Consider the following 18,814-nt stretch of genomic DNA (forward strand, 5'->3'; position numbering starts at 1 on the left):
CCGGCCCGCCCGCCCATCGAGACGATGCCCACCTCCGGATCGAGCAGCAGGTCCAGCGCCACCCGCTGCTCGGCACTGCGCCCGCGCAGCCCGAACGCCTCGCGCTCGCCGCGCACCAGCCGCACCCGGCCGTCGCCGGTGACCCGGCCCAGCGCCCGGCCTCGCTCGGAGCCGAGCACCAGTCCGGTGTGGACGGGCAGCTCCGCCGCGCCCTCGACGTCCACCGCGGCGTCGTGGCCGGCCGCGAACAGCGCGTCCACCTGGTCGGCGGGGACGTGCAGCTCGGCCATGCCGGTCCACCCGGAGGTGATCGCCAGCTCGGCCCGGTACTCCTCGGCGAGCAGGCCGACCGAACTGGCCTTGATCCGCAGCGGCAGGTCCTTGGAGACGACGGTGACGTCGTACCCCTCGGCCTGCAGGTTGCGGGCCACCGCCAGGATCCGGCTGTCCGCCTCACCGCCCGCGGACCGGTAGCCGACCGGCAGTATCGACAGGTCGGAGTGGTTCAGCTCGACCCGGATGGTGCCGCCGAGCTCCCCGACCGGGATCGGCTCGTCGAGCCGGCCGAAACGGATGCGGTAGTCGTCGAGCAGCCGCAGCGCCTGGCGGGCGAAGTAGCCCAGCTCCGGGTGGTGCCGCTTGGCTTCCAGCTCGGTGACCACGACCACCGGCAGGACGACCTCGTGCTCCTCGAAGCGGGTCATGGCGAGCGGGTCCGCCAGAAGCACGCTGGTGTCGAGAACGTAGGTCCGCCGGTCTGGTGTCCGGCGGCTCTTGGAACTGACCACTAGGCCTCCAGAGCGGATGACCCTGCGTCATCCGCGGCAAGCCGGCCCCCGCTGCCCCGGTGGCCTCGGGGCCGGTCTGCTCGGAGTATTCCCAGGCGAGGGGCGGTGCATTCACGCACTCGGCGAACTGACGGATCATTGCCGGTGAACGTTTGGCCTCGCGCCGCCGCCGGGTACTCCAGCCCTACTGGGGGGTCGGCGGGGGCGGGTGGGGGCCGGTGGGCGTCAGAGCCCCATCCGCCGGTGGCGCTCCTCGTACGCGCGCAGTGCCCGGAGGAAGTCGACCTTCCGGAAGGCGGGCCAGTAGGCCTCGCAGAAGTAGAACTCGCTGTGCGCGCTCTGCCAGAGCAGGAAGCCGGAGAGCCGCTGCTCGCCCGAGGTGCGGATGACCAGGTCCGGGTCGGGCTGGCCCTTGGTGTAGAGGTGCTCGGCGATGTGCTCGACGTCGAGGATTTCGGCCAGTTCCTCGATCGAGGTGCCGCGCCCGGCGTGCTCCTGGAGCAGCGAGCGGACGGCGTCGGCGATCTCGTGCCGACCGCCGTACCCCACGGCGACGTTCACGGTGATCCCGTCGATCCCGGCGGTCTCGTCGGCGGCCCGCTTGAGCACGTCCGCGGTGTGCTGCGGGAGCAGGTCCAGCGCGCCGACCGGGTTGACCCGCCAGCGGCGGGCGGCGGCCAGGCCGGTGACGGCGTCCTCGATGATCCCGAGCAGCGGGACGAGCTCGTCGGCCGGCCGGGAGAGGTTGTCGGTGGAGAGCATCCAGAGCGTGACGACCTTGACGTGGGTCTCGTCGCACCAGCCGAGGAACTCGCTGATCTTGTCGGCGCCGCGCTGGTGGCCGTAGGCGGTGGAGCCGCCGGTCGCCTTGGCCCAGCGGCGGTTGCCGTCGAGGATCACGCCGATGTGATGGGGGGTCCGGGCGAGGTGCACCTCGACCCGGCGACCGTAGAGGCCGTACATACCGTCCAGCAGGGTGCGCAGACCCGGCGTGCGTTCGACGACATCGCGCAGACCCATGGTTTTCGGCCCCTCCGTACTCATTCACCGGGGGACGTCACAACCCCCGGCGCAGCCTACTCCGGCCCGGAGGCAGTGGGTAAAGCCGCAGGTAGCAGTCCGGTCACAGTCCTGTGCGGAGCGCGTCGGGGGCCGCGTGGCGGGAGTGGCCGGAACACACCCGCGCGAGCGCCCGGTGGCTCCCGGGGCTCCGGATACGGAACGGTATCCGGTTCCTTAAAGAATCCGTAAGCCGACGGTTCAATGCTTGACGACCACCAATGGTCTAGTCCAGCTTGTGACCCAGGGCGGAACACGCACCACCGCCGCCCCATCCGAGGCAGTACTGCGGACGCAATTCCCTCCTCGCCCCCGGGCGTTCCCGAACCGAACACGACGCTCCTCGCTCCGGTGCTCCCACACCGCCGACCGTCCGTCGTCCTCGGCCCGGGCACGCCCGTCGGCCCGGCGGGAGCCCTCCCCCACACGCGGCCGCCGCGCCCCCCACCGCGGCGGCCGCTCCTCCCCCAGGAGCGCACCTCCATGGCCCGTACGCTGAACCAGCCCGCGCACAAGCGCCGGCGCAGCACCCTTCCGGCCCTCGCCGCCGGTGCCACCGCCCTCGCCCTCGCCGGCAGCGGCCTCGCCCTCTTCGCCGGCGGCGCCAGCGCGGCCGCCGGCAACCTGGTCTCCAACGGCGGCTTCGACTCCGGTTCGACCGCCGGCTGGGTCTGTACCGGCGCCGCGGGCACCGTCTCCACTCCGGTCCACTCCGGCACCGGCGCGCTGCAGGCCACGCCGGGCGCCGGGGACACCGCCGAGTGCACCCAGACCATCAGCGTGCTGCCCAACACCAGCTACACCCTGAGTGCCTGGGTCCAGGGCCCGTACGTCTACCTCGGCGCGCGCGGCACCGGCGGCACCGACCCGAGCAGCTGGTCCAACCAGAACAGCTGGAACCAGCTCTCCTCCACCTTCACCACCGGCGCGAACGTCAAGAACGTCACGCTGTTCGTGCACGGCTGGTACGGCCAGAGCGCCTACCTCGCGGACGACATCACGCTGAGCGGCCCCGGCGGCACCTCCACGCCGAGCCCGACCGCGACGCCCACCGCCACGCCGACCGCCACCGCGTCGCCCACGGCCACCGCGACGCCGACCGCGACCGCCACCCCCACGGCGACCGCCACCCCGACCCAGACCGCCACGCCGACGCCCACGGCGACCGCGACCACCACCGCCCCGCCGGTCACCGGCCTGCCGAAGCACGTGGTCACCGGCTACTGGCACAACTTCGACAACGGCGCGACCGTCCAGAAGCTGAGCGACGTCCAGAGCGCCTACGACATCATCGCGGTCTCCTTCGCCGACGCCGTGCCGACCAGGGGCGGGGCGATCAGCTTCACCCTCGACCCGGGGCTCGCCAAGGCCCTCGGCGGCTACACCGACGCGCAGTTCCGCGCCGACCTGAAGGCCAAGCAGGCGGCCGGCAAGAAGGTCGTCCTCTCGATCGGCGGCCAGAACGGCGCGATCAGCGTGGGTGACGCCGCCGCGGCGGCCGCGTTCACCGACAGCGCCTACGCGATCATCAAGGACTACGGCTTCGACGGCATCGACGTCGACCTGGAGAACGGCGTCAACCCGACCTACCTCGGGAACGCGCTGCACAGCCTGCAGGCCAAGGTCGGCTCGAGCTTCATCCTGACGATGGCCCCGGAGACCATCGGGATGTACAGCACCGCCGGTGCCTACTTCCAGCTGGCGCTGAACACCAAGGACATCCTGACCGTCGTCAACACCCAGTTCTACAACTCGGGCGGCATGAACGGCTGCGACGGCAAGGTCTACAACCAGGGCACCATCGACTTCATCACCGCGCAGGTCTGCACCCAGATCCAGGGCGGCCTGCGGCCCGACCAGGTCGGCATCGGCGTCCCGGCCTCCAGCAAGGCGGCCGGCGGCGGCTACGTCTCGCCGACCGTGGTGAACAACGCGCTGGACTGCCTGGCCACCGGCAGGAACTGCGGCAGCTTCGTCCCGCCGGCCAAGTGGCCCACCATCCGCGGCGCGATGACCTGGTCCACCAACTGGGACGCCAACAACGGGAACGCCTTCTCCAACGCGGTCGGCCCGTTCGTCCACCAGATGCCGTAACTCCCCCCGGCGCGCCGCTCCTTGAGGGTGGGGCTCGCGCGCCGACGGCGGGGCCCGTCGTACCGGACCGGTACGGCGGGCCCCGCTCGTCCCCCTCCTCCTACCGCAGCAGGACCGCGGCCAGGGTGCCGAGCAGCAGGAACGGGCCCATCGGCAGCTCCAGCCCGCGCACCGGCCGCCGCCGCGCCAGGGCCGCCACCGCCCGGACCACCGCCCAGAGCCCGGCCAGCACCGAGGCCGCGAAGAGCCCGGTGAACGCGGCCGACCAGCCGTACCGGCCGAGCAGCGCGCCCAGGCCGAGCGCCAGCACGGTGTCCCCCGGGCCCATCAGACCGATCCAGCCGGGCAGTTCGAACAGCGCGGCGGCCGCGAGCGCCACCAGCAGACAGCGCAGCAGCACACCCGGACTGCCGGCCGCCAGCTCCACCACCACCAGCAGCGCGGCCAGGCCGGCCGCCAGCGCCCAGCTCAGCGGGTACGGCAGCCGCCGCACCCGGGCGTCGGTGAAGCCGAGCACCACGCCCGGGCCGGCCGCCCAGAGCAGCAGCACCGCGTCAGCCGGGTGCGCCGCCGACAGCGCGGCCGCCGCCACCGCGACGGTCACCGCCTCCACCTGCCAGGCCCCCGGCCCCAGCCGCTCCCGGCAGCCCGGGCAGCGCCCGCCGGGCGGCAGACCGCGCAACTGCCGCTCGCACGCCGGGCACCGGGTGCACCACGGCCCGCCCTCCGGCACGGCGTAACGCACCACCAGACCCCGCAGCGCGGGCGCCACCAGCAGGCCGCCCAGCACCGCCCCGAGCACGGCCGCGATCACGGCTCCCCCTCTCGTCCACCGTCGGTCACTGTCCCCGGGCACCGGTACGGTTCCCCGGGAACCGCCCGGCACTCGCCGGCGTCCGACCTCGCGGCGCCACATCCGCATTCCGGCGCCGCACCGACCACATCATCCACGGGGAACCACTGTGACCAACACTCAGAACGCGCTGCGCGCCGCCGTCCCGCTCGCCGCGCTGACGCTGCTGCTGACCGCCTGCGGGCCGGAGAACGACGACCCGGCCGCGGGCGCGGCGGGCGCCGCGGGCGCGAGCGCCGCCACCACCGCGCCGGGCGCCGCCGGGGCACCCTCGGCCACCGGCGGCTCCGCCGGCACCGCGGGCGCCGGCGGTACGGCCGGCACGGCGGGCGCCGGGGGCAACACGCCGAACGCCGTCCCGTCCGCCGCCACCAGCGGGAACCCGATCGGGGGCGCCGGCGGCGGCGCCGGCAGCGGGAAGATCGGCTACGACAACCCGCTGGCGACCACCGCCACCGGCAGCTACCTGGGCAAGACCAAGGCCGACGTCACCCCGGTCTCGGTGGTCAAGGGCACCGCGGCCGAGGTCGCGCCGTACAACTTCAAGCCGGCCGAGCTCGACGGCAAGACGCCGTACTACGTGACCGTCTCGTTCACCAACCGCACCGGTGGCCCGCTCACCGACGAGTACTTCATGATGCGGTTCAAGGTGAAGTCGGACACCGCCCCCACCGGCGGGGTGCTGCCCGCGCCGACCGTCCTGAAGTCGATCCCGCAGTGCGACTCCGGCAAGAAGCCCGGCACCCTGGCGGACGGCCAGACCCAGCAGCAGTGTGCGGTCTATCTCGTTCCGACCAACACCCCGCCGAAGTTCCTCGTCTTCGGCAGCGTTCTGGACACCGAGCCCCTGATCTGGAAGGCCGGCTGACAGCTCCGCCTGCCGTTCGAAGGGGGCCCTGAGGGCGGTCCGGCGCGTGTCCCCGCACACGCGCCGGACCGGCCCGGGATACCCCTAAAGTAGGCAGGCATGCAGGTCATCCAGTCCAGCAAGCTCGCCAACGTCTGCTACGACATCCGCGGCCCGGTGCTCGACGAGGCGATGCGGCTGGAGGAGCAGGGCCACCGCATCCTGAAGCTCAACACCGGCAACCCCGCCGTCTTCGGCTTCGACGCGCCCCCGGAGATCCTCCAGGACATCCTGCGCAACCTCTCCTCCGCGCACGGGTACGGCGACTCCAAGGGCCTGCTCGCCGCCCGCCGGGCCGTGGTGATGCACTACGAGGAGCGCGGGCTGCACGGCCTCACCGTCGAGGACGTCTTCCTCGGCAACGGCGTCTCCGAGCTGATCCAGCTGGCGATGACCGCCCTGCTCGACGACGGCGACGAGGTGCTCGTCCCGGCGCCGGACTACCCGCTCTGGACGGCCTCCGTCTCGCTGGCCGGCGGCACCGCCGTGCACTACCGCTGCGACGAGCAGTCCGAGTGGTACCCGGACCTCGCCGACATCGAGGCCAAGGTCACCGACCGGACCAGGGCGATCGTGGTGATCAACCCGAACAACCCGACCGGCGCGGTCTACCCGCGCGAGGTCCTGGAGGGCCTGGTCGAGATCGCCCGCCGGCACAAGCTGGTGGTCTACGCGGACGAGATCTACGACAAGATCCTCTACGACGACGCCGAGCACGTCCCGCTGGCCACGCTCGCCCCCGACCTGTTCTGCGTCACCTTCAACGGGCTCTCCAAGGCGTACCGGGTGGCGGGCTTCCGCTCCGGCTGGATGGTGCTCTCCGGCGACCGGCAACGCGCCCGCAGCTACATCGAGGGCCTGACCGTGCTCGCCTCGATGCGCCTGTGCGCCAACATGCCGGCCCAGCACGCGGTGGCCGCGGCGCTCGGCGGCCGACAGTCGATCAAGGACCTGGTGCTGCCCGGCGGCCGGCTGCTGGAGTCCCGCGACGCCGCGTACCGGCTGCTCAACGACATCCCGGGGGTCAGCTGCGTCAAGCCGAAGGGCGCGCTCTACGCGTTCCCCCGGCTGGACCCGAAGGTCTACAAGATCAAGGACGACGCCCAGATGGTGCTGGACCTGCTGCGCGCCGAACGCATCCTGCTGGTCCAGGGCACCGGCTTCAACTGGCCCGAGCCGGACCACTTCCGCCTGGTCACGCTGCCCCGGGCCGAGGAGATCACCGACGCCGTCACCCGGATCGGCGACTTCCTCGGCGGCTACACCCAGCCGTAGCGGGCCCGGACGGTCAGGCCGTCGCGGTCGGTCCGGTCCGGCTGGCCGTCGCGGTGCGGTCCGGTCCGGTCCGGTCCGGTCCGGGAAAAGCTACGGCCGGAGTCCCGGTCCGGACGATCTCCTTGGTCGGGGAAAGATCGTCCGCGGAACTCCGGCCGTCCTGTCGCTCGGTGGGTGCGCGATTCGTGCCACGCACCCACCACTACTCGCCGGGCTGAGGCTCAGGCTCAGCCGAGGCGGGCGACCAGGTCTCGGTACTCGTCCCACAGCTCGGTGGGCGTGTGGGAGCCGAAGAGCTCCAGGTGGGCCGGGACGAGCGCGGCCTCCTGACGCCAGATGTCGGCGTCCACGGTGAACAGCAGCTCCCGGTCGGCCTCGGAGAGGTCCAGGCCGTCCAGGTCGAAGCCCTCGACGGTCGGCAGCACGCCGATCGGGGTCTCGACGCCCTCGCCGGTGCCCTGCAGGCGCTCGACGATCCACTTCAGCACGCGGCTGTTCTCGCCGTAGCCGGGCCAGACGAACGAGCCCTCGCTGTTCTTGCGGAACCAGTTCACGTAGTAGATCTTCGGCAGCTTGGCGGCGTCCGCCTGGGCGCCGACCTTCAGCCAGTGGGCGAAGTAGTCGCCCATGTTGTAGCCGCAGAACGGCAGCATCGCGAACGGGTCGCGGCGCAGCTCGCCGACGGTGCCCTCGGCGGCGGCGGTCTTCTCGGAGGCGATGTTCGCGCCCAGGAAGACGCCGTGCTGCCAGTCGAAGGACTCCGTCACCAGCGGGACGGCGGTGGCGCGGCGGCCGCCGAACAGGATCGCCGAGATCGGCACGCCCGCCGGGTCCTCCCACTCGGGGGCGATGGTCGGGCACTGCGCGGCCGGGACGGCGAACCGGGCGTTGGGGTGGGCCGCCGGGGTGCCGGACTCCGGCGTCCAGTCGTTGCCGCGCCAGTCGGTGAGGTGCGCCGGGGGCTCCTCGGTCAGGCCCTCCCACCAGACGTCACCGTCGTCGGTCAGCGCGACGTTGGTGTAGACGGTGTTGCCCCAGAGGGTCTCGATGGCGTTGGCGTTGGTGTCGACGCCGGTGCCGGGCGCGACGCCGAAGAAGCCGGCCTCGGGGTTGATGGCGTAGAGCCGGCCGTCGGCGCCGAAGCGCATCCAGGCGATGTCGTCGCCGATCGTCTCGACCTTCCAGCCCGGGATGGTGGGCTGGAGCATGGCGAGGTTGGTCTTGCCGCAGGCGGAGGGGAAGGCCGCCGCGACGTACGTGGCCTCGCCGGTCGGCGGGGTGAGCTTGAGGACGAGCATGTGCTCGGCCAGCCAGCCCTCGTCACGTGCCATCGTGGAGGCGATCCGCAGCGCGTAGCACTTCTTGCCGAGCAGGGCGTTGCCGCCGTAGCCGGAGCCGAAGGACCAGATCTCGCGGGTCTCCGGGAAGTGCGAGATGTACTTGGTGCTGTTGCACGGCCAGGCGACGTCCGCCTCGCCCTCGGCGAGCGGCGCGCCGACGGTGTGCACGGCCTTGACGAACTCGCCGTCCTCGCCCAGCTGGTCGATCACGGCCCGGCCCATGCGGGTCATCACGCGCATCGACACGGCGACGTAGGCGGAGTCGGTGATCTCGACGCCGTACGCGGCCAGCGGGGAGCCGACCGGGCCCATCGAGAAGGGCACGACGTACATCGTGCGCCCCTTCATCGAGCCGCGGAAGAGACCGTTCTCGCCCTGGAAGACCTCCCGCATCTCGGCGGGGGCCTTCCAGTTGTTGGTCGGACCGGCGTCCTTCTCCTGCTCGGAGCAGATGTAGGTGCGGTCCTCGACGCGCGCCACGTCCGTGGGGTCCGAGGCGGCGTAGTAGGAGTTGGGGCGCTTCTTCTCGTCGAGCTTCCTGAAGGTGCCCTGAGCGACCAGCAGGTCCGCGAGGCGCTGGTACTCCTCCTCGGACCCGTCACACCACTCGATGCGGGCCGGCTGGGTGAGCTCGGCGATCTCGCTCACCCAGGCCAGCAGGCGCTTGTGACGGGTGGGCGCGGATGCGCTGAGAGCGAGGTTCTCGTACGACACGATCGCTCCGTTTCACGCCATCTCGGCACGGAGACGGCGTAGCGGGGGTTTGAGGGTGCTTGCAGCGTAGCTCCGGCCTCAAGCCCAGAACACGGCGCAACGGTGAAATTGACTCATCTTTTACTACATTCAGTCTGGTTACTTGTTGGTAATCCGGCTCCTTCGGCCGACCCGAGCCCGACCCGACCGACCCCCGAACACTCCAAAACGTCCAAGTAGTGATGAGGACCACTTCCTACGCGTCAGTAACCTACGGAGCCGTAGGTAGCAGGTAGCATGCTGCCCATGACTGCTGAGCTCCTGGAGAGCACGGAGCGCGTGGAGATCAAGCCGAGTTGGCGCGGCTGGCTGCACGCCGGGATGTTCCCCGCCACGGTGGCCGCCGGGATCGTGCTGATCTGCCTGGCCGACTCCACGCCCGCCAAGATCGCCTGCGCGATCTACTCGGTCAGCGCCTGGCTGCTGTTCGGGGTCAGCGCGGTCTACCACCGCTTCACCTGGGGGCCGCGAGGCGACGCCGTGCTGCGCCGCCTCGACCACGCGAACATCTTCTTGATCATCGCGGGCACCTACACCCCGTTCACCATCCTGCTGCTGGACGGCGCCGCGCAGCAGGTGCTGCTCTGGGCGGTCTGGGGCGGTGCGCTGGCGGGGATAGCGTTCCGGGTCTTCTGGGTCGGCGCGCCGCGCTGGCTGTACACGCCGGTGTACATCGCGCTGGGCTGGGCCGCCGCCTTCTTCCTGCCGGACTTCCTGCGCACCGGCGGGGTCGCGGTGCTGGTGCTGATGATCGTCGGCGGGGTGCTCTACAGCGTCGGCGGCGTGGTGTACGGGCTCAAGCGGCCCAACCCCTCACCGCGCTGGTTCGGCTTCCACGAGGTGTTCCACGCGTTCACCCTCGGAGCCTTCATCGTGCAGTACGTCGGGGTCTCACTGGTGGCGTACAGCGCGACCCGCTGAACCCGGCGCCCCACGACGGGCGGTCGGCCGGTCCAGTGACCGGGCGGCCGCCCGTTCCGCTGTCCACTCCGGACCCGGCCGGCCCGGCCGGCGGTCCCCGCGCTCGTGCGCCGCGCCGTCGTGCCCCGGGCGCTCGTGCCCCGGGCGCTCGCCCCCCGGACGCTCCCGTGCGGCGCGCTCGCGGGCCGCACGGTCGTGACCCGGAAGCTCGGCGGCCGAGTGGTCATGACCCGCGAACCCCGTGGCGGAGTGGTCATGACCCGCGAACCCCGTGGCGGAGTGGCCGTGACCCGCGAGCCCGGGGGCGGAGTGGTCGTGGCCCGCGAGCCCGGGGGCCCGACGTTCCGGCGCCGGGAACCCGCGCACCGGGTACTCGCGGCCGGGGTACTCGCGGATCAGCTGCTCACGCACCCCGTACGGACGGGAGCCGGCCTGCCGCGCGTCCAGCGCCTCGCGCGCCCGGCGGCAGCGCTCGCAGTGCGCCGGGTCCGGCCGGCCGCGCCCCGGGCGGTGCCGGCGCGCCGGACGGCGCTCGCGCGACCCGGCCTGCTGGTGCAGCTGCTGCCAGCGCCGGCCGACGTACACCATCAGCAGCAGCACCTCGACCCCGGCGACCCCCAGCACCAGGACGGCACCGTTGATCAGGTAGGCCGCGACCACGGCCAGCGCGGACACCACCACCACCGCCGCACCCCAGATCTGGGCGCTCGACTCCCTGCCGGCCATTCGACTCCCCTTCCTGCGCCGGGCACGTGGTCGGCTCCTGCCGCCCCACCCCTTCTCGCTCTCGGCACGCTTCGGCCAGCACTGACCGATTGCCACATCCTATCTACCGTCCGTCACCCGAAGGCTTCCCGAGGCGGCGAACGCCAGATCAACGTTGCGTCAATTCCTTGTGCGGAAAGCACACTTCCAGGACACGTCACGGTGGGTCACGACTACTCGCGGTGGCGCGCGACATTGACGGCCGCCCTCTTTTGGAAGTTACTGTCATTTGACAGTCACTCCCCCGAAGGCTCCGGAGGCCGCCGTGACCACCCCCGCCGTACCCGCCCCGCCCGCTCCGCCCGGCCCCGATCCGCGGCGCTGGCTGGCGCTGGTCGCCGTCGCGCTGAGCGTCCTGGTCATCAGCTTCGACATGACGATCCTCAACGTGGCCCTGCCGACCCTGGCCTCCCAGCTGCGGGCCACCACCGGACAGCAGCAGTGGATCGTCGACTCCTACACGGTGGTCTTCGCCGCCGCGATGCTCCCGGCCGGCCTGCTCGGGGACCGCTTCGGCCGCCGCCGCACCCTCACCACCGGCCTCGCCCTGTTCGGCCTCGCCTCCGCGGTCGGCATGCTCGCCGACAGCCCCGGCACCCTGGTCGCCGCCCGTGCGGCGATGGGTCTGGCCGGCGCCCTGGTGATGCCGATGTCCCTGGCGGTGATCCCCGGTCTGTTCCCGGCCGGCGAGCAGCGCCGCGCCACCGCGATCCTCTCCGCCGCGCTCGCCGCCGGGACCCCGCTCGGCCCGCTGATCGGCGGCTTCCTGCTGCAGCACTTCTGGTGGGGTGCGATCTTCGTGATCAACGTCCCGCTGACGGTGATCGGCATCGTCGCCTGCGTCCTGCTGCTGCCGGAGACCCGCAACCCCGCCGCACCCCGGATCGACGTGCTCGCCACCGTCCTCGGCGCGGGCGGTCTGGCCGCACTGACCTACGGCATCATCGAGGGCCCCGAACGCGGCTGGGCCGACCCGCTGGTGATCGGCATGATCGGCGGCTCGCTGGTCGCCCTCACCGTCCTGGTGCTGCGCAGCCGCCACCAGCACGCCCCGATGCTCGACCTCACCCTGCTCGCGGACCCGACCTTCCGCTGGGCCGCGGGGGCCGCGACGCTGGTCTCCCTGGTGCTCTTCGGCGCCTTCTTCGTCCTGCCGCTGTACTTCCAGAGCGTGCTGGGCGCGGACGCCTTCGGCACCGGTCTGCGGCTGATGCCGATGATGGTCGGGCTGATGGTGGCCGCCAAGCTCAGCGAGGGGCTGGTCGCCCGGATCGGCCCCCGGGCGGTGATCGCCCTCGGGCTCACCTCGCTGGCCGCCGCCCTGCTGCTCGGCAGCCGCACCTCCGTCTTGGACGGCTACGGCCTGGCGGCCGTCTGGCTCACCCTGCTCGGCCTGGGCATGGGCCTCTCACTGATCACCGCCCAGGCCTCCGCCCTGCTCACCCTGCCGCCGGCCCGGGCCGGGGTCGGCTCCGGCCTGATGCAGACGCTGCGCCAGGTCGGCGGCGCGATCGGGGTCGCCGTCTTCGGCAGCATGCTGGCCGGCTCCTACCGCGGTGCGCTGGACACCGCCGCGCTCCCGGCCGAGGCCGCGCACCGGGCCGGGCAGTCGGTGGTCGCCGCCGACGCGGTGGCCGCCGCCTCCGGGGACGGCGCCCTGACGGTCTCCGCCCACGCCGCCTACGTGCACGGGATGACGCTCGTCCTGCTCGTCGCCGGGGTGATCGCCCTGCTCTCGGCGGTGCTGGTCGCCCTGCGGATGCCGAGCGCCGAGCCGCGCCCGGGCACCGGCGCCGGCCCCGCCCCGGAGACCACCGCCGTCCCCGTCGCCGATCACGGATAATCGAAGGTATGAGCGCAACGCAGCCGACCACGGCGCCCCCGGCAGACCCGGCCCACGCGGTCCGGGCGATGCTGGAGGCGCCGCTGTCGCTGCGCGAACGGAAGAAGCTGAGGACCCGCCGGACGATCCGCCGCGAGGCGTACCGGCTGATGGCCGCGCAGGGCTACGAGAACACCACCGTGGAGCAGATCGCGGCGGCGGCCGAGGTCTCGCAGTCCACCTTCTTCCGGTACTTCGCCACCAAGGAGGACCTCGTCCTCACCGACGAGTACGACCCGGCGATCGTCAGCGCGCTGCTCGCCCGCCCCGCTGACGAACCGTTTCTCCGCTCCTGCCGCGAGGCCATCGTCGGCCTGATCCGCGCACTGATCCAGGACGAACGCGACGAGCTGCTCACCCGCCTGCGGCTGATCCACGACGTCCCCGCGCTGCGCGCCAGGATGCGCGAGAACGCCAACGACCCGCAGCGCCTCTACCTCGCCGTCCTGACCCGGCGCCGGGGCGTCGAGGAGCCGACCTTCGAGATGCGGGTCACCGCGGCCGCCCTGGGGGCGGCGACCGGCGAGACCGTCCTGCGGTGGGCCGAGAGCAACGGCGAGCTGGACATCGCCGACCTGGTCGACCGCACCTTCGCCGTGCTGGAGCGCGGCTTCACCGACCTCTAGGGCCGCACCGGCGAAGCCGCGGCGGGGCCCGGCCGCCGAGCCGGGCCCCGCCGCTCACCCGATGGACGCGCTGTCCGACGGACTCGTCGTCCGGCGGACCCGCTATCCGACGGACCCGCCATCCGGTGGACCCGCTATCCGATGGACGCGCTACCCGCGCCGGGCGCCCGCCCGTCGCCGTAGGGCGAGGCCCGCGCCCACCAGCGCCGTGGCGCCCAAGGCCGCCGCCGCCGTGACGGCCGGCAGCGTGCCGCCGTCCGCCGCGGCCGCCCCCTGCCCGGTGGCGTCCGGCTGGTAGCCGCCGCCCTTGCCGGCCCGGTCGTACGCCGAGCCGGGCAGCTTGTCCCCGTACCGCTGGTGGACCAGCCGCTGGTAGGCCGCCAGGCTCACCCCGGACCCGCCCACCGAACGCCGCGCCTCGTCGTCCAGCGGCAGCACCCGGCCGTCCCGCAGCACGTACCAGGCGTTGAGCTGCGGTTCGCGGAACGCCGTCCCGCCACCGCCGGCCGCCGCCCGCGCCGCGTAGTCGGTCTCGTCGCCGCCCGAGGCGATGTTGACCACCCGCCAGCCGTCACCCTGTTTGACCGTCCAGACCGAGGCCACCTGGCCGTCCGCCGAGACGGCCTTGCTGGCGGTGTACTCGGCCGTCGCGACCGGTGCGCCCGCGGCGCCGGCCACGAAGCCGGCGTCCAGGGTGTAGACCGGCACGGTGTCGCCCGAGAGGCTCGGCGCGGTCGCGCTCGCCGCCCGCGCCTCCTCGGCCGCGCCGATGGTGAGCTGCTGGGTCGGCGGGACGCCCTTGCGGGCGAAGAAGTGGCCCAACCGGTCCAGGACGGCCGGGTCCTGGACCGCGCCCCGGGCCTGCGCGAGGTCGGCGGCGGTGACCGGGGCGGGGGTGCCCGCGGGGCTGTCCGCGGCGGTGTCCGCCTGGGCGGCCGGGGTGACGGCCAGACCGAGACCGGCGGCGAGCAGGACGGCGACGGCCGCGTTACGGATGCTGGTCATGGCCGCCCTCACGCGCCGATCCGGTACAGGGAGTGGGTCCAGGAGAACGTGCCGTTGGACACGTAGTAGGTGAAGTCCGCCCAGTTGTAGCGGGTGTTGGAGGGCCACGGGTCGCCCCAGTACACCCAGTTGCTGCCGGTGTCGTAGCCGTAGACCACGTGCATGTGGCCACCGCCGGAGCTCCACTGGATCCGGGTCTCGATCGGCCGGTTGGCGTTCACCTCGGTCTGCACCGTGCTGTAGCGCAGGTACCCGGTGACGTACGAGCCGGGGTTGATGCCGACCCGGCTGAGACCGTTCTGCACGTCGCCCAGCGTGGCCTGGCTGTTGGGGCAGCTGGAGTTGGACGAGCGGCCGAACGCGGCGTTGCAGAACTGGTTCTGGCTGTAGTCGTACCCGAACCAGGTGGCGATGGTGTTGCCGCTCGCCGCCCAGCACCAGTTGGTCTGCTGTTGCTGCTGCATGGTGATGTTGAGCTTCTTGAACGTGCCGGCCAGATCGGCCGTACTGCCCGGCGCCGCGGCCGGACGAACCTGGGCGGACGCACCGGTGGGGGCCGGCGCGGCCGAGGCGGGGCTGGTCGCCGCGACGCTGAGCGCCGGGCCGAGCACGCCCAGCGCGAGCGCCGCGACGGCGCGGCGCGGACGTATCCGTGGAACTGGCATGGGGGAGTTTCTCCTTGCACGACAGAGGAGTGGGGGTTCCGTCTGGGTGCGGTCCGGATCGCGCCACCGAGCATCGCCCCGTTGACAGAAGCAGGTCAACGGCCTTCACAGCACGCGGACCGCGGTGTGAACGGCCCGGCCCAGGTGTGAACGCCGCCCCGGAAACGCCCGCGCGGCAGGCCCGGACCGGTGACAAACGGCCTTCCACATGTGAATATTCACGACCAGCCGGTGTCCGCCCTGCCCGCCCACCGAGGAGGCCGCCATGCAGCGGAGCGACCAGGCCGACCTCGCCACCGCGCTGCGCACCGGCCCGTTCCACGTGGCCCTGCGCACCGCCATCGCCGCCCGGGGCCTCGCCCTGCACCGGATCCGCCGGCACCTCGCCCTGCGCGGCATCGACATCGGGGTCACCAGCCTCAGCTACTGGCAGCAGGGCCGCCGCCGGCCCGACCGGCCCGAATCGCTGCGCGCGGTCCGGGCCCTGGAGGAGGTGCTGGAACTCCCCGAGCACTCCCTCACCCGGCTGCTCGGCCCCCGCCGGGCCACCCCCGCCGAGCAGGCCGGCCCGCCCGTGCGCCCCTACCGGGACCTCATCTCCCCGGCCGCCGCCGTCGACGACCTGCTCGCCGAGCTCTCCGGCCCGCGCGACACCGGGCTGCACACCATCACCCACATCGAGCGGATCCGGATCGGCGCCGACCGCCAACTGCTGCGCCGCGACTCCCAGCACGCGCTGCGCGCCCACCGCGAAGGCATCGACCGCTACCTGGCCATCTACCAGGGGGACCCGGGCTGCGACATCGCCCGGGTCGGCGTACGCGCCGAGGAGAACTGCCGCCCCGGCCGGATCCGCCGCGACCAGGCCCATCACCTGCTGGTCGCCGAGCTCCTCCTCGACCGCCGCCTCCGGGCCGGCGACACCCACCTGCTGGGCTACGGCTTCGACGCCAGCCCGTCACCCACGCCCGGCTGCGAGTACGTCCGAGGCTTCAACTCCGGCGCCGGCCAGTACGTCCTCCAGGTCACCTTCCACCCCGCCGCCCTGCCCGTCCGCTGCCACCGCTTCGCCCTCCGCTCCCCCGGTGAGAAGCCCTACGAGACGGAGGAGTTGACCCTCGACGGCCACCACTGCGTGCACCTGGTGGCGACGGCCCTCCAGCCCTGCCTGCTCGGCGTCCGGTGGGACTGGGAGTAGCCCGCCCCCGCGCCGTGGACGGGCCCCGCCGCGGCAAGTTCGACGGCGAGCTCGGCCGCCGCCCGGTCCGGCATCACGCCGAGGCGCGGCTCGAACGGCGGGGTCCGCAGGAACGCGCCCTCGACCGGGCCGCGCGGCCCACGGCTCCACCACCCGAAGACCGGCGTCTGCGGGCCGAAGGCGTGCGGCCCGCGTCCGACCAGCCGGTCGCTCACGGTGAGCAGGACGGTGTTCTCGGCCGGGCGGGCGCGGAGGAAGCCGCCCGCCCGCGCGAGGAAGTCGCCCAGGGACGTGGTCAGGGTCCAGGTCATGGGCGATTCTCGCCCGGCCGCCCGGCCGGGCACAACCGGATTCAGCTCGCCGGGTCGTCCAACTCCACCAGGACGCCCAGTCGTTCGGCCAGCACCGCCGGGTCGGTGGTCGGTGCGTCGCAGGCGAAGTGCCGGCAGATGTACGCGGCGGGTGCGCCGCCCACCAGCGGCCGGTCCGCCAGCAGCGGCACCTCGTCGGCGTCCGGCGCACCGACCGCGACCACCGCGCCGGGCGCGGTGCCCAGCAGCGCCGCCCGGTGCAGCGCGGCCGTCGCCGGATCCCCGGCCGCTCCGACCACGGCCACCTCGCGCGGGCCGTCCACCAGCGCCTCGGCCACCGCCAGGCCCCAGCCGATGAACCGGGGCGCCCGGCCGGCCAGTGCCCCGACGATGCCGAGCGCCCGCTCGGCGGCCGTGCGGTGGCGCGCCGACCCGGTGTAGGCGGCGTAGGTCAGCAGCGCGCCGGCCGCGGCCGTCCAGCCGGACGGGGTGGCGTTGTCCGTCGGGTCCTGGGGCCGCCGGATCAGCTCCTCGGCGTCGTCGGCGGTGTCGTACAGCGCGCCGGACGCCTCGTCGGCGAAGTGCTTGAGCACGGTGTCCAGCAGCCCGCCGGCCAGCTCCAGCCACTCGGCCTCACCGGTGACGGCGTACAGCGCGAGGAACCCCTCGGCGGTGTCCGCGTAGTCCTCCAGGACGCCCGCGTGGGCACCGGCCCGGCCGTCCCGGGAGGTGCGCAGCAGCCGGCCGTCCGGCGTGAGGTGGACCGCCAGCAGCAGGTCGGCGGCGCGTTCGGCGGCCTCGACCAGGTCGGGCCGCTCCAGCAGCGCGCCGGTCTCGGCGAGCGCGGCGACGGCCAGCCCGTTCCAGGCGGCCACCACCTTGTCGTCCCGGGCGGGCGCCGGCCGCTCGGCCCGCGCCGCGAAGAGCCTCGCCCGGATCCGCTCGGCCGCCTCGGCGTCCGGCGGGTCGGCCGGCAGCTGCAGCACCGAGGAGCCGTGCTCGAACGTCCCCGTCGCGGTCACCTCGTAGAGCTCCGCCGCGAGGGCCGCGTCCGCCTCCCCCAGCACCTCGGCGAGCTGCCCCGGCGTCCAGGCGTAGTACGCGCCCTCGACCGAGGCGCCGCTCCCGTCCAGGCTGTCGGCGTCCAGTGCCGAGGCGAACGCCCCTTCGGGGGTGCGCAGTTCACGCAGCAGGAAGTCGGCCGTGGAGAGCGCCACCCGGCGGGCGAGCGGGGAGCCGGTGGCCCGCCACAGGTGCAGGTACGCGCGGAGCAGCAGCGCGTTGTCGTAGAGCATCTTCTCGAAGTGCGGGACGACCCAGTCGGCGTCCACCGCGTACCGGGCGAAGCCGCCGCCGAGCTGGTCGTGAATGCCGCCGCGGGCCATCGCCGCGGCGGTCCGGACGGCCATCTCCAGCGCGGCCGCCGAGCCGGTCCGGGCGTGGTGGCGCAGCAGGAACTCGATCACCATGGCCGGCGGGAACTTGGGCGCCCCGCCGAAGCCGCCGCGCCGGGCGTCGAAGTCCCGGCCGAGCGCGACCAGCGCCTCGTGCAGCTCGGCCTCCCCCGGCGGCCGGTGGACCCCGCTGCCGACCCCGTACACCGAGGCCCGCTCGGCCAGGTCGGCCCGGATCCGGGCGGCGACCTCGCCCACCTCCTCGCGCCGGTCCCGCCAGGCCGCGTCGACGCCCTCCAGGACCTGCCGGAAGGACGGCATCCCGTGCCGGGGCTCCGGCGGGAAGTACGTCCCGAAGTAGAACGGGTCCTTGTCGGGCGTGAGGAAGACCGTCATCGGCCAGCCGCCCTGCCCGGTGGCCGCCTGCACCGCCTCCATGTAGACCGCGTCGACGTCCGGCCGCTCCTCGCGGTCGACCTTCACCGCGACGAACCGCTCGTTGGCGTACGCGGCCAGCGCCTCGTCCTCGAAGGATTCGTGGGCCATCACGTGGCACCAGTGGCAGGCCGCGTACCCGACCGACAGCAGCACCGGCACGCCGCGCCGCTCCGCCTCCGCGAACGCCTCGGGGCCCCAGGGCCACCAGTCGACCGGGTTGTCGGCGTGCTGCAGCAGATAGGGCGAGGTCGCGTCCGCGAGACGGTTCGGCATGCCCCCATCCTCGCGCATCGCGCGCGTGGAGGGGGCGGCCCTCACTCCTTCGGAGCCTCCGGCTCCTCGACGAAGTCGACGCGCTTGAACTGCTTGTTCATCGACTTGACCAGGAACCAGGTGGCGACGCCGAGGGCGGCGAAGACGACGAAGCCCAGCAGTCCGGGGGTCACCTTGGTCTCGTCGAGGGCGAGCTCGGCGGCGAGGTGGGTGAGGTTCACGGGGGCACTCATATCTCTATGGTGGCCCGGCTCACGGGGAGCCGGG

17 protein-coding genes are annotated in these 18,814 nt (G+C 73.2%); 7 read left to right on the forward strand and 10 right to left on the reverse strand.

What is annotated here, in order from left to right; translation table 11 throughout:
* A partial coding sequence (locus ACZ4UX_RS23875; protein WP_465708170.1) for a PIN domain-containing protein occupies positions 1 to 788 on the reverse strand: 788 nt, incomplete at its 3' end.
* Between the two features lie 225 nt (positions 789 to 1,013).
* Positions 1,014 to 1,808 (reverse strand): isoprenyl transferase, encoded by a 795-nt coding sequence (locus ACZ4UX_RS23880; RefSeq protein WP_329489398.1) that lies wholly within the window; start codon positions 1,806 to 1,808, stop codon positions 1,014 to 1,016.
* A gap of 522 nt (positions 1,809 to 2,330) precedes the next feature.
* Here ACZ4UX_RS23880 and ACZ4UX_RS23885 point away from each other — a divergent pair.
* Positions 2,331 to 3,941 carry a chitinase gene (locus ACZ4UX_RS23885; protein WP_465708171.1) on the forward strand — a complete coding sequence of 537 codons (1,611 nt, stop codon included), beginning with the start codon at positions 2,331 to 2,333 and terminating at the stop codon, positions 3,939 to 3,941.
* Between the two features lie 100 nt (positions 3,942 to 4,041).
* Here the strand turns inward: ACZ4UX_RS23885 and ACZ4UX_RS23890 are convergent, their stop codons facing one another.
* Entirely contained in the window at positions 4,042 to 4,755 is a 714-nt protein-coding gene (locus ACZ4UX_RS23890; RefSeq protein ID WP_465708172.1) for a prepilin peptidase, read from the reverse strand.
* A 148-nt stretch (positions 4,756 to 4,903) separates the two neighbouring features.
* On the opposite strand from ACZ4UX_RS23890, the gene ACZ4UX_RS23895 reads away from it, so the two are divergent.
* Both ACZ4UX_RS23895 and ACZ4UX_RS23900 read left to right on the forward strand, forming a co-directional pair.
* Positions 4,904 to 5,662, forward strand: coding sequence for a hypothetical protein (locus tag ACZ4UX_RS23895; RefSeq protein WP_465708173.1), 759 nt, complete (start codon positions 4,904 to 4,906; stop codon positions 5,660 to 5,662).
* A gap of 99 nt (positions 5,663 to 5,761) precedes the next feature.
* Complete coding sequence (locus ACZ4UX_RS23900; RefSeq protein ID WP_465708174.1) at positions 5,762 to 6,976, forward strand: pyridoxal phosphate-dependent aminotransferase; 1,215 nt, start codon at positions 5,762 to 5,764, stop codon at positions 6,974 to 6,976.
* Between the two features lie 227 nt (positions 6,977 to 7,203).
* On the opposite strand, the gene ACZ4UX_RS23905 is transcribed toward ACZ4UX_RS23900, so the two are convergent.
* On the reverse strand, positions 7,204 to 9,030 hold the full coding sequence (locus ACZ4UX_RS23905) for a phosphoenolpyruvate carboxykinase (GTP) (protein WP_352289952.1): 1,827 nt from the start codon (positions 9,028 to 9,030) through the stop codon (positions 7,204 to 7,206).
* A 276-nt stretch (positions 9,031 to 9,306) separates the two neighbouring features.
* Here ACZ4UX_RS23905 and trhA point away from each other — a divergent pair, with 276 nt between their 5' ends.
* Positions 9,307 to 9,990: a PAQR family membrane homeostasis protein TrhA gene (trhA, locus tag ACZ4UX_RS23910; RefSeq protein WP_352289949.1), complete on the forward strand. Its 684-nt coding sequence runs from the start codon at positions 9,307 to 9,309 to the stop codon at positions 9,988 to 9,990.
* Here trhA and ACZ4UX_RS23915 read toward each other — a convergent pair.
* Positions 9,961 to 10,716, reverse strand: a complete 756-nt coding sequence (locus ACZ4UX_RS23915) for a hypothetical protein (RefSeq protein ID WP_465708175.1) — start codon at positions 10,714 to 10,716, stop codon at positions 9,961 to 9,963. The genes trhA and ACZ4UX_RS23915 overlap by 30 nt on opposite strands.
* 304 nt (positions 10,717 to 11,020) lie before the next feature.
* Here ACZ4UX_RS23915 and ACZ4UX_RS23920 point away from each other — a divergent pair, with 304 nt between their 5' ends.
* Both ACZ4UX_RS23920 and ACZ4UX_RS23925 read left to right on the forward strand, forming a co-directional pair.
* Positions 11,021 to 12,598: an MFS transporter gene (locus tag ACZ4UX_RS23920; protein WP_465708176.1), complete on the forward strand. Its 1,578-nt coding sequence runs from the start codon at positions 11,021 to 11,023 to the stop codon at positions 12,596 to 12,598.
* 8 nt (positions 12,599 to 12,606) lie between these two features.
* The gene (locus ACZ4UX_RS23925) at positions 12,607 to 13,263 is read left to right on the forward strand and encodes a TetR family transcriptional regulator (RefSeq protein ID WP_465708177.1); all 657 of its coding nucleotides are present in this window, start codon (positions 12,607 to 12,609) and stop codon (positions 13,261 to 13,263) included.
* Positions 13,264 to 13,413: 150 nt separating this feature from the next.
* Here ACZ4UX_RS23925 and ACZ4UX_RS23930 read toward each other — a convergent pair whose 3' ends face one another.
* The gene (locus ACZ4UX_RS23930) at positions 13,414 to 14,268 is read right to left on the reverse strand and encodes a hypothetical protein (protein WP_465708178.1); all 855 of its coding nucleotides are present in this window, start codon (positions 14,266 to 14,268) and stop codon (positions 13,414 to 13,416) included.
* An 8-nt stretch (positions 14,269 to 14,276) separates the two neighbouring features.
* Positions 14,277 to 14,933 (reverse strand): papain-like cysteine protease family protein, encoded by a 657-nt coding sequence (locus ACZ4UX_RS23935; protein WP_352289935.1) that lies wholly within the window; start codon positions 14,931 to 14,933, stop codon positions 14,277 to 14,279.
* 265 nt (positions 14,934 to 15,198) lie between these two features.
* Between ACZ4UX_RS23935 and ACZ4UX_RS23940 the strand changes: the two genes are divergently transcribed.
* Positions 15,199 to 16,131: a hypothetical protein gene (locus ACZ4UX_RS23940; RefSeq protein WP_359806068.1), complete on the forward strand. Its 933-nt coding sequence runs from the start codon at positions 15,199 to 15,201 to the stop codon at positions 16,129 to 16,131.
* Here the strand turns inward: ACZ4UX_RS23940 and ACZ4UX_RS23945 are convergent.
* From ACZ4UX_RS23945 to ACZ4UX_RS23955, 3 genes are read right to left on the reverse strand one after another with little or no spacing between them, the layout of a single operon-like run.
* Positions 16,029 to 16,442 carry a hypothetical protein gene (locus tag ACZ4UX_RS23945; protein ID WP_465708179.1) on the reverse strand — a complete coding sequence of 138 codons (414 nt, stop codon included), beginning with the start codon at positions 16,440 to 16,442 and terminating at the stop codon, positions 16,029 to 16,031. The genes ACZ4UX_RS23940 and ACZ4UX_RS23945 overlap by 103 nt on opposite strands.
* Before the next feature lie 41 nt (positions 16,443 to 16,483).
* Positions 16,484 to 18,547, reverse strand: a complete 2,064-nt coding sequence (locus ACZ4UX_RS23950) for a thioredoxin domain-containing protein (RefSeq protein ID WP_465708180.1) — start codon at positions 18,545 to 18,547, stop codon at positions 16,484 to 16,486.
* A 41-nt stretch (positions 18,548 to 18,588) separates the two neighbouring features.
* On the reverse strand, positions 18,589 to 18,780 hold the full coding sequence (locus tag ACZ4UX_RS23955) for a hypothetical protein (protein WP_329489368.1): 192 nt from the start codon (positions 18,778 to 18,780) through the stop codon (positions 18,589 to 18,591).
* Positions 18,781 to 18,814: the final 34 nt, after the last annotated feature.

The sequence above is a fragment of the Kitasatospora sp. NPDC028961 genome (genome assembly GCF_055564815.1).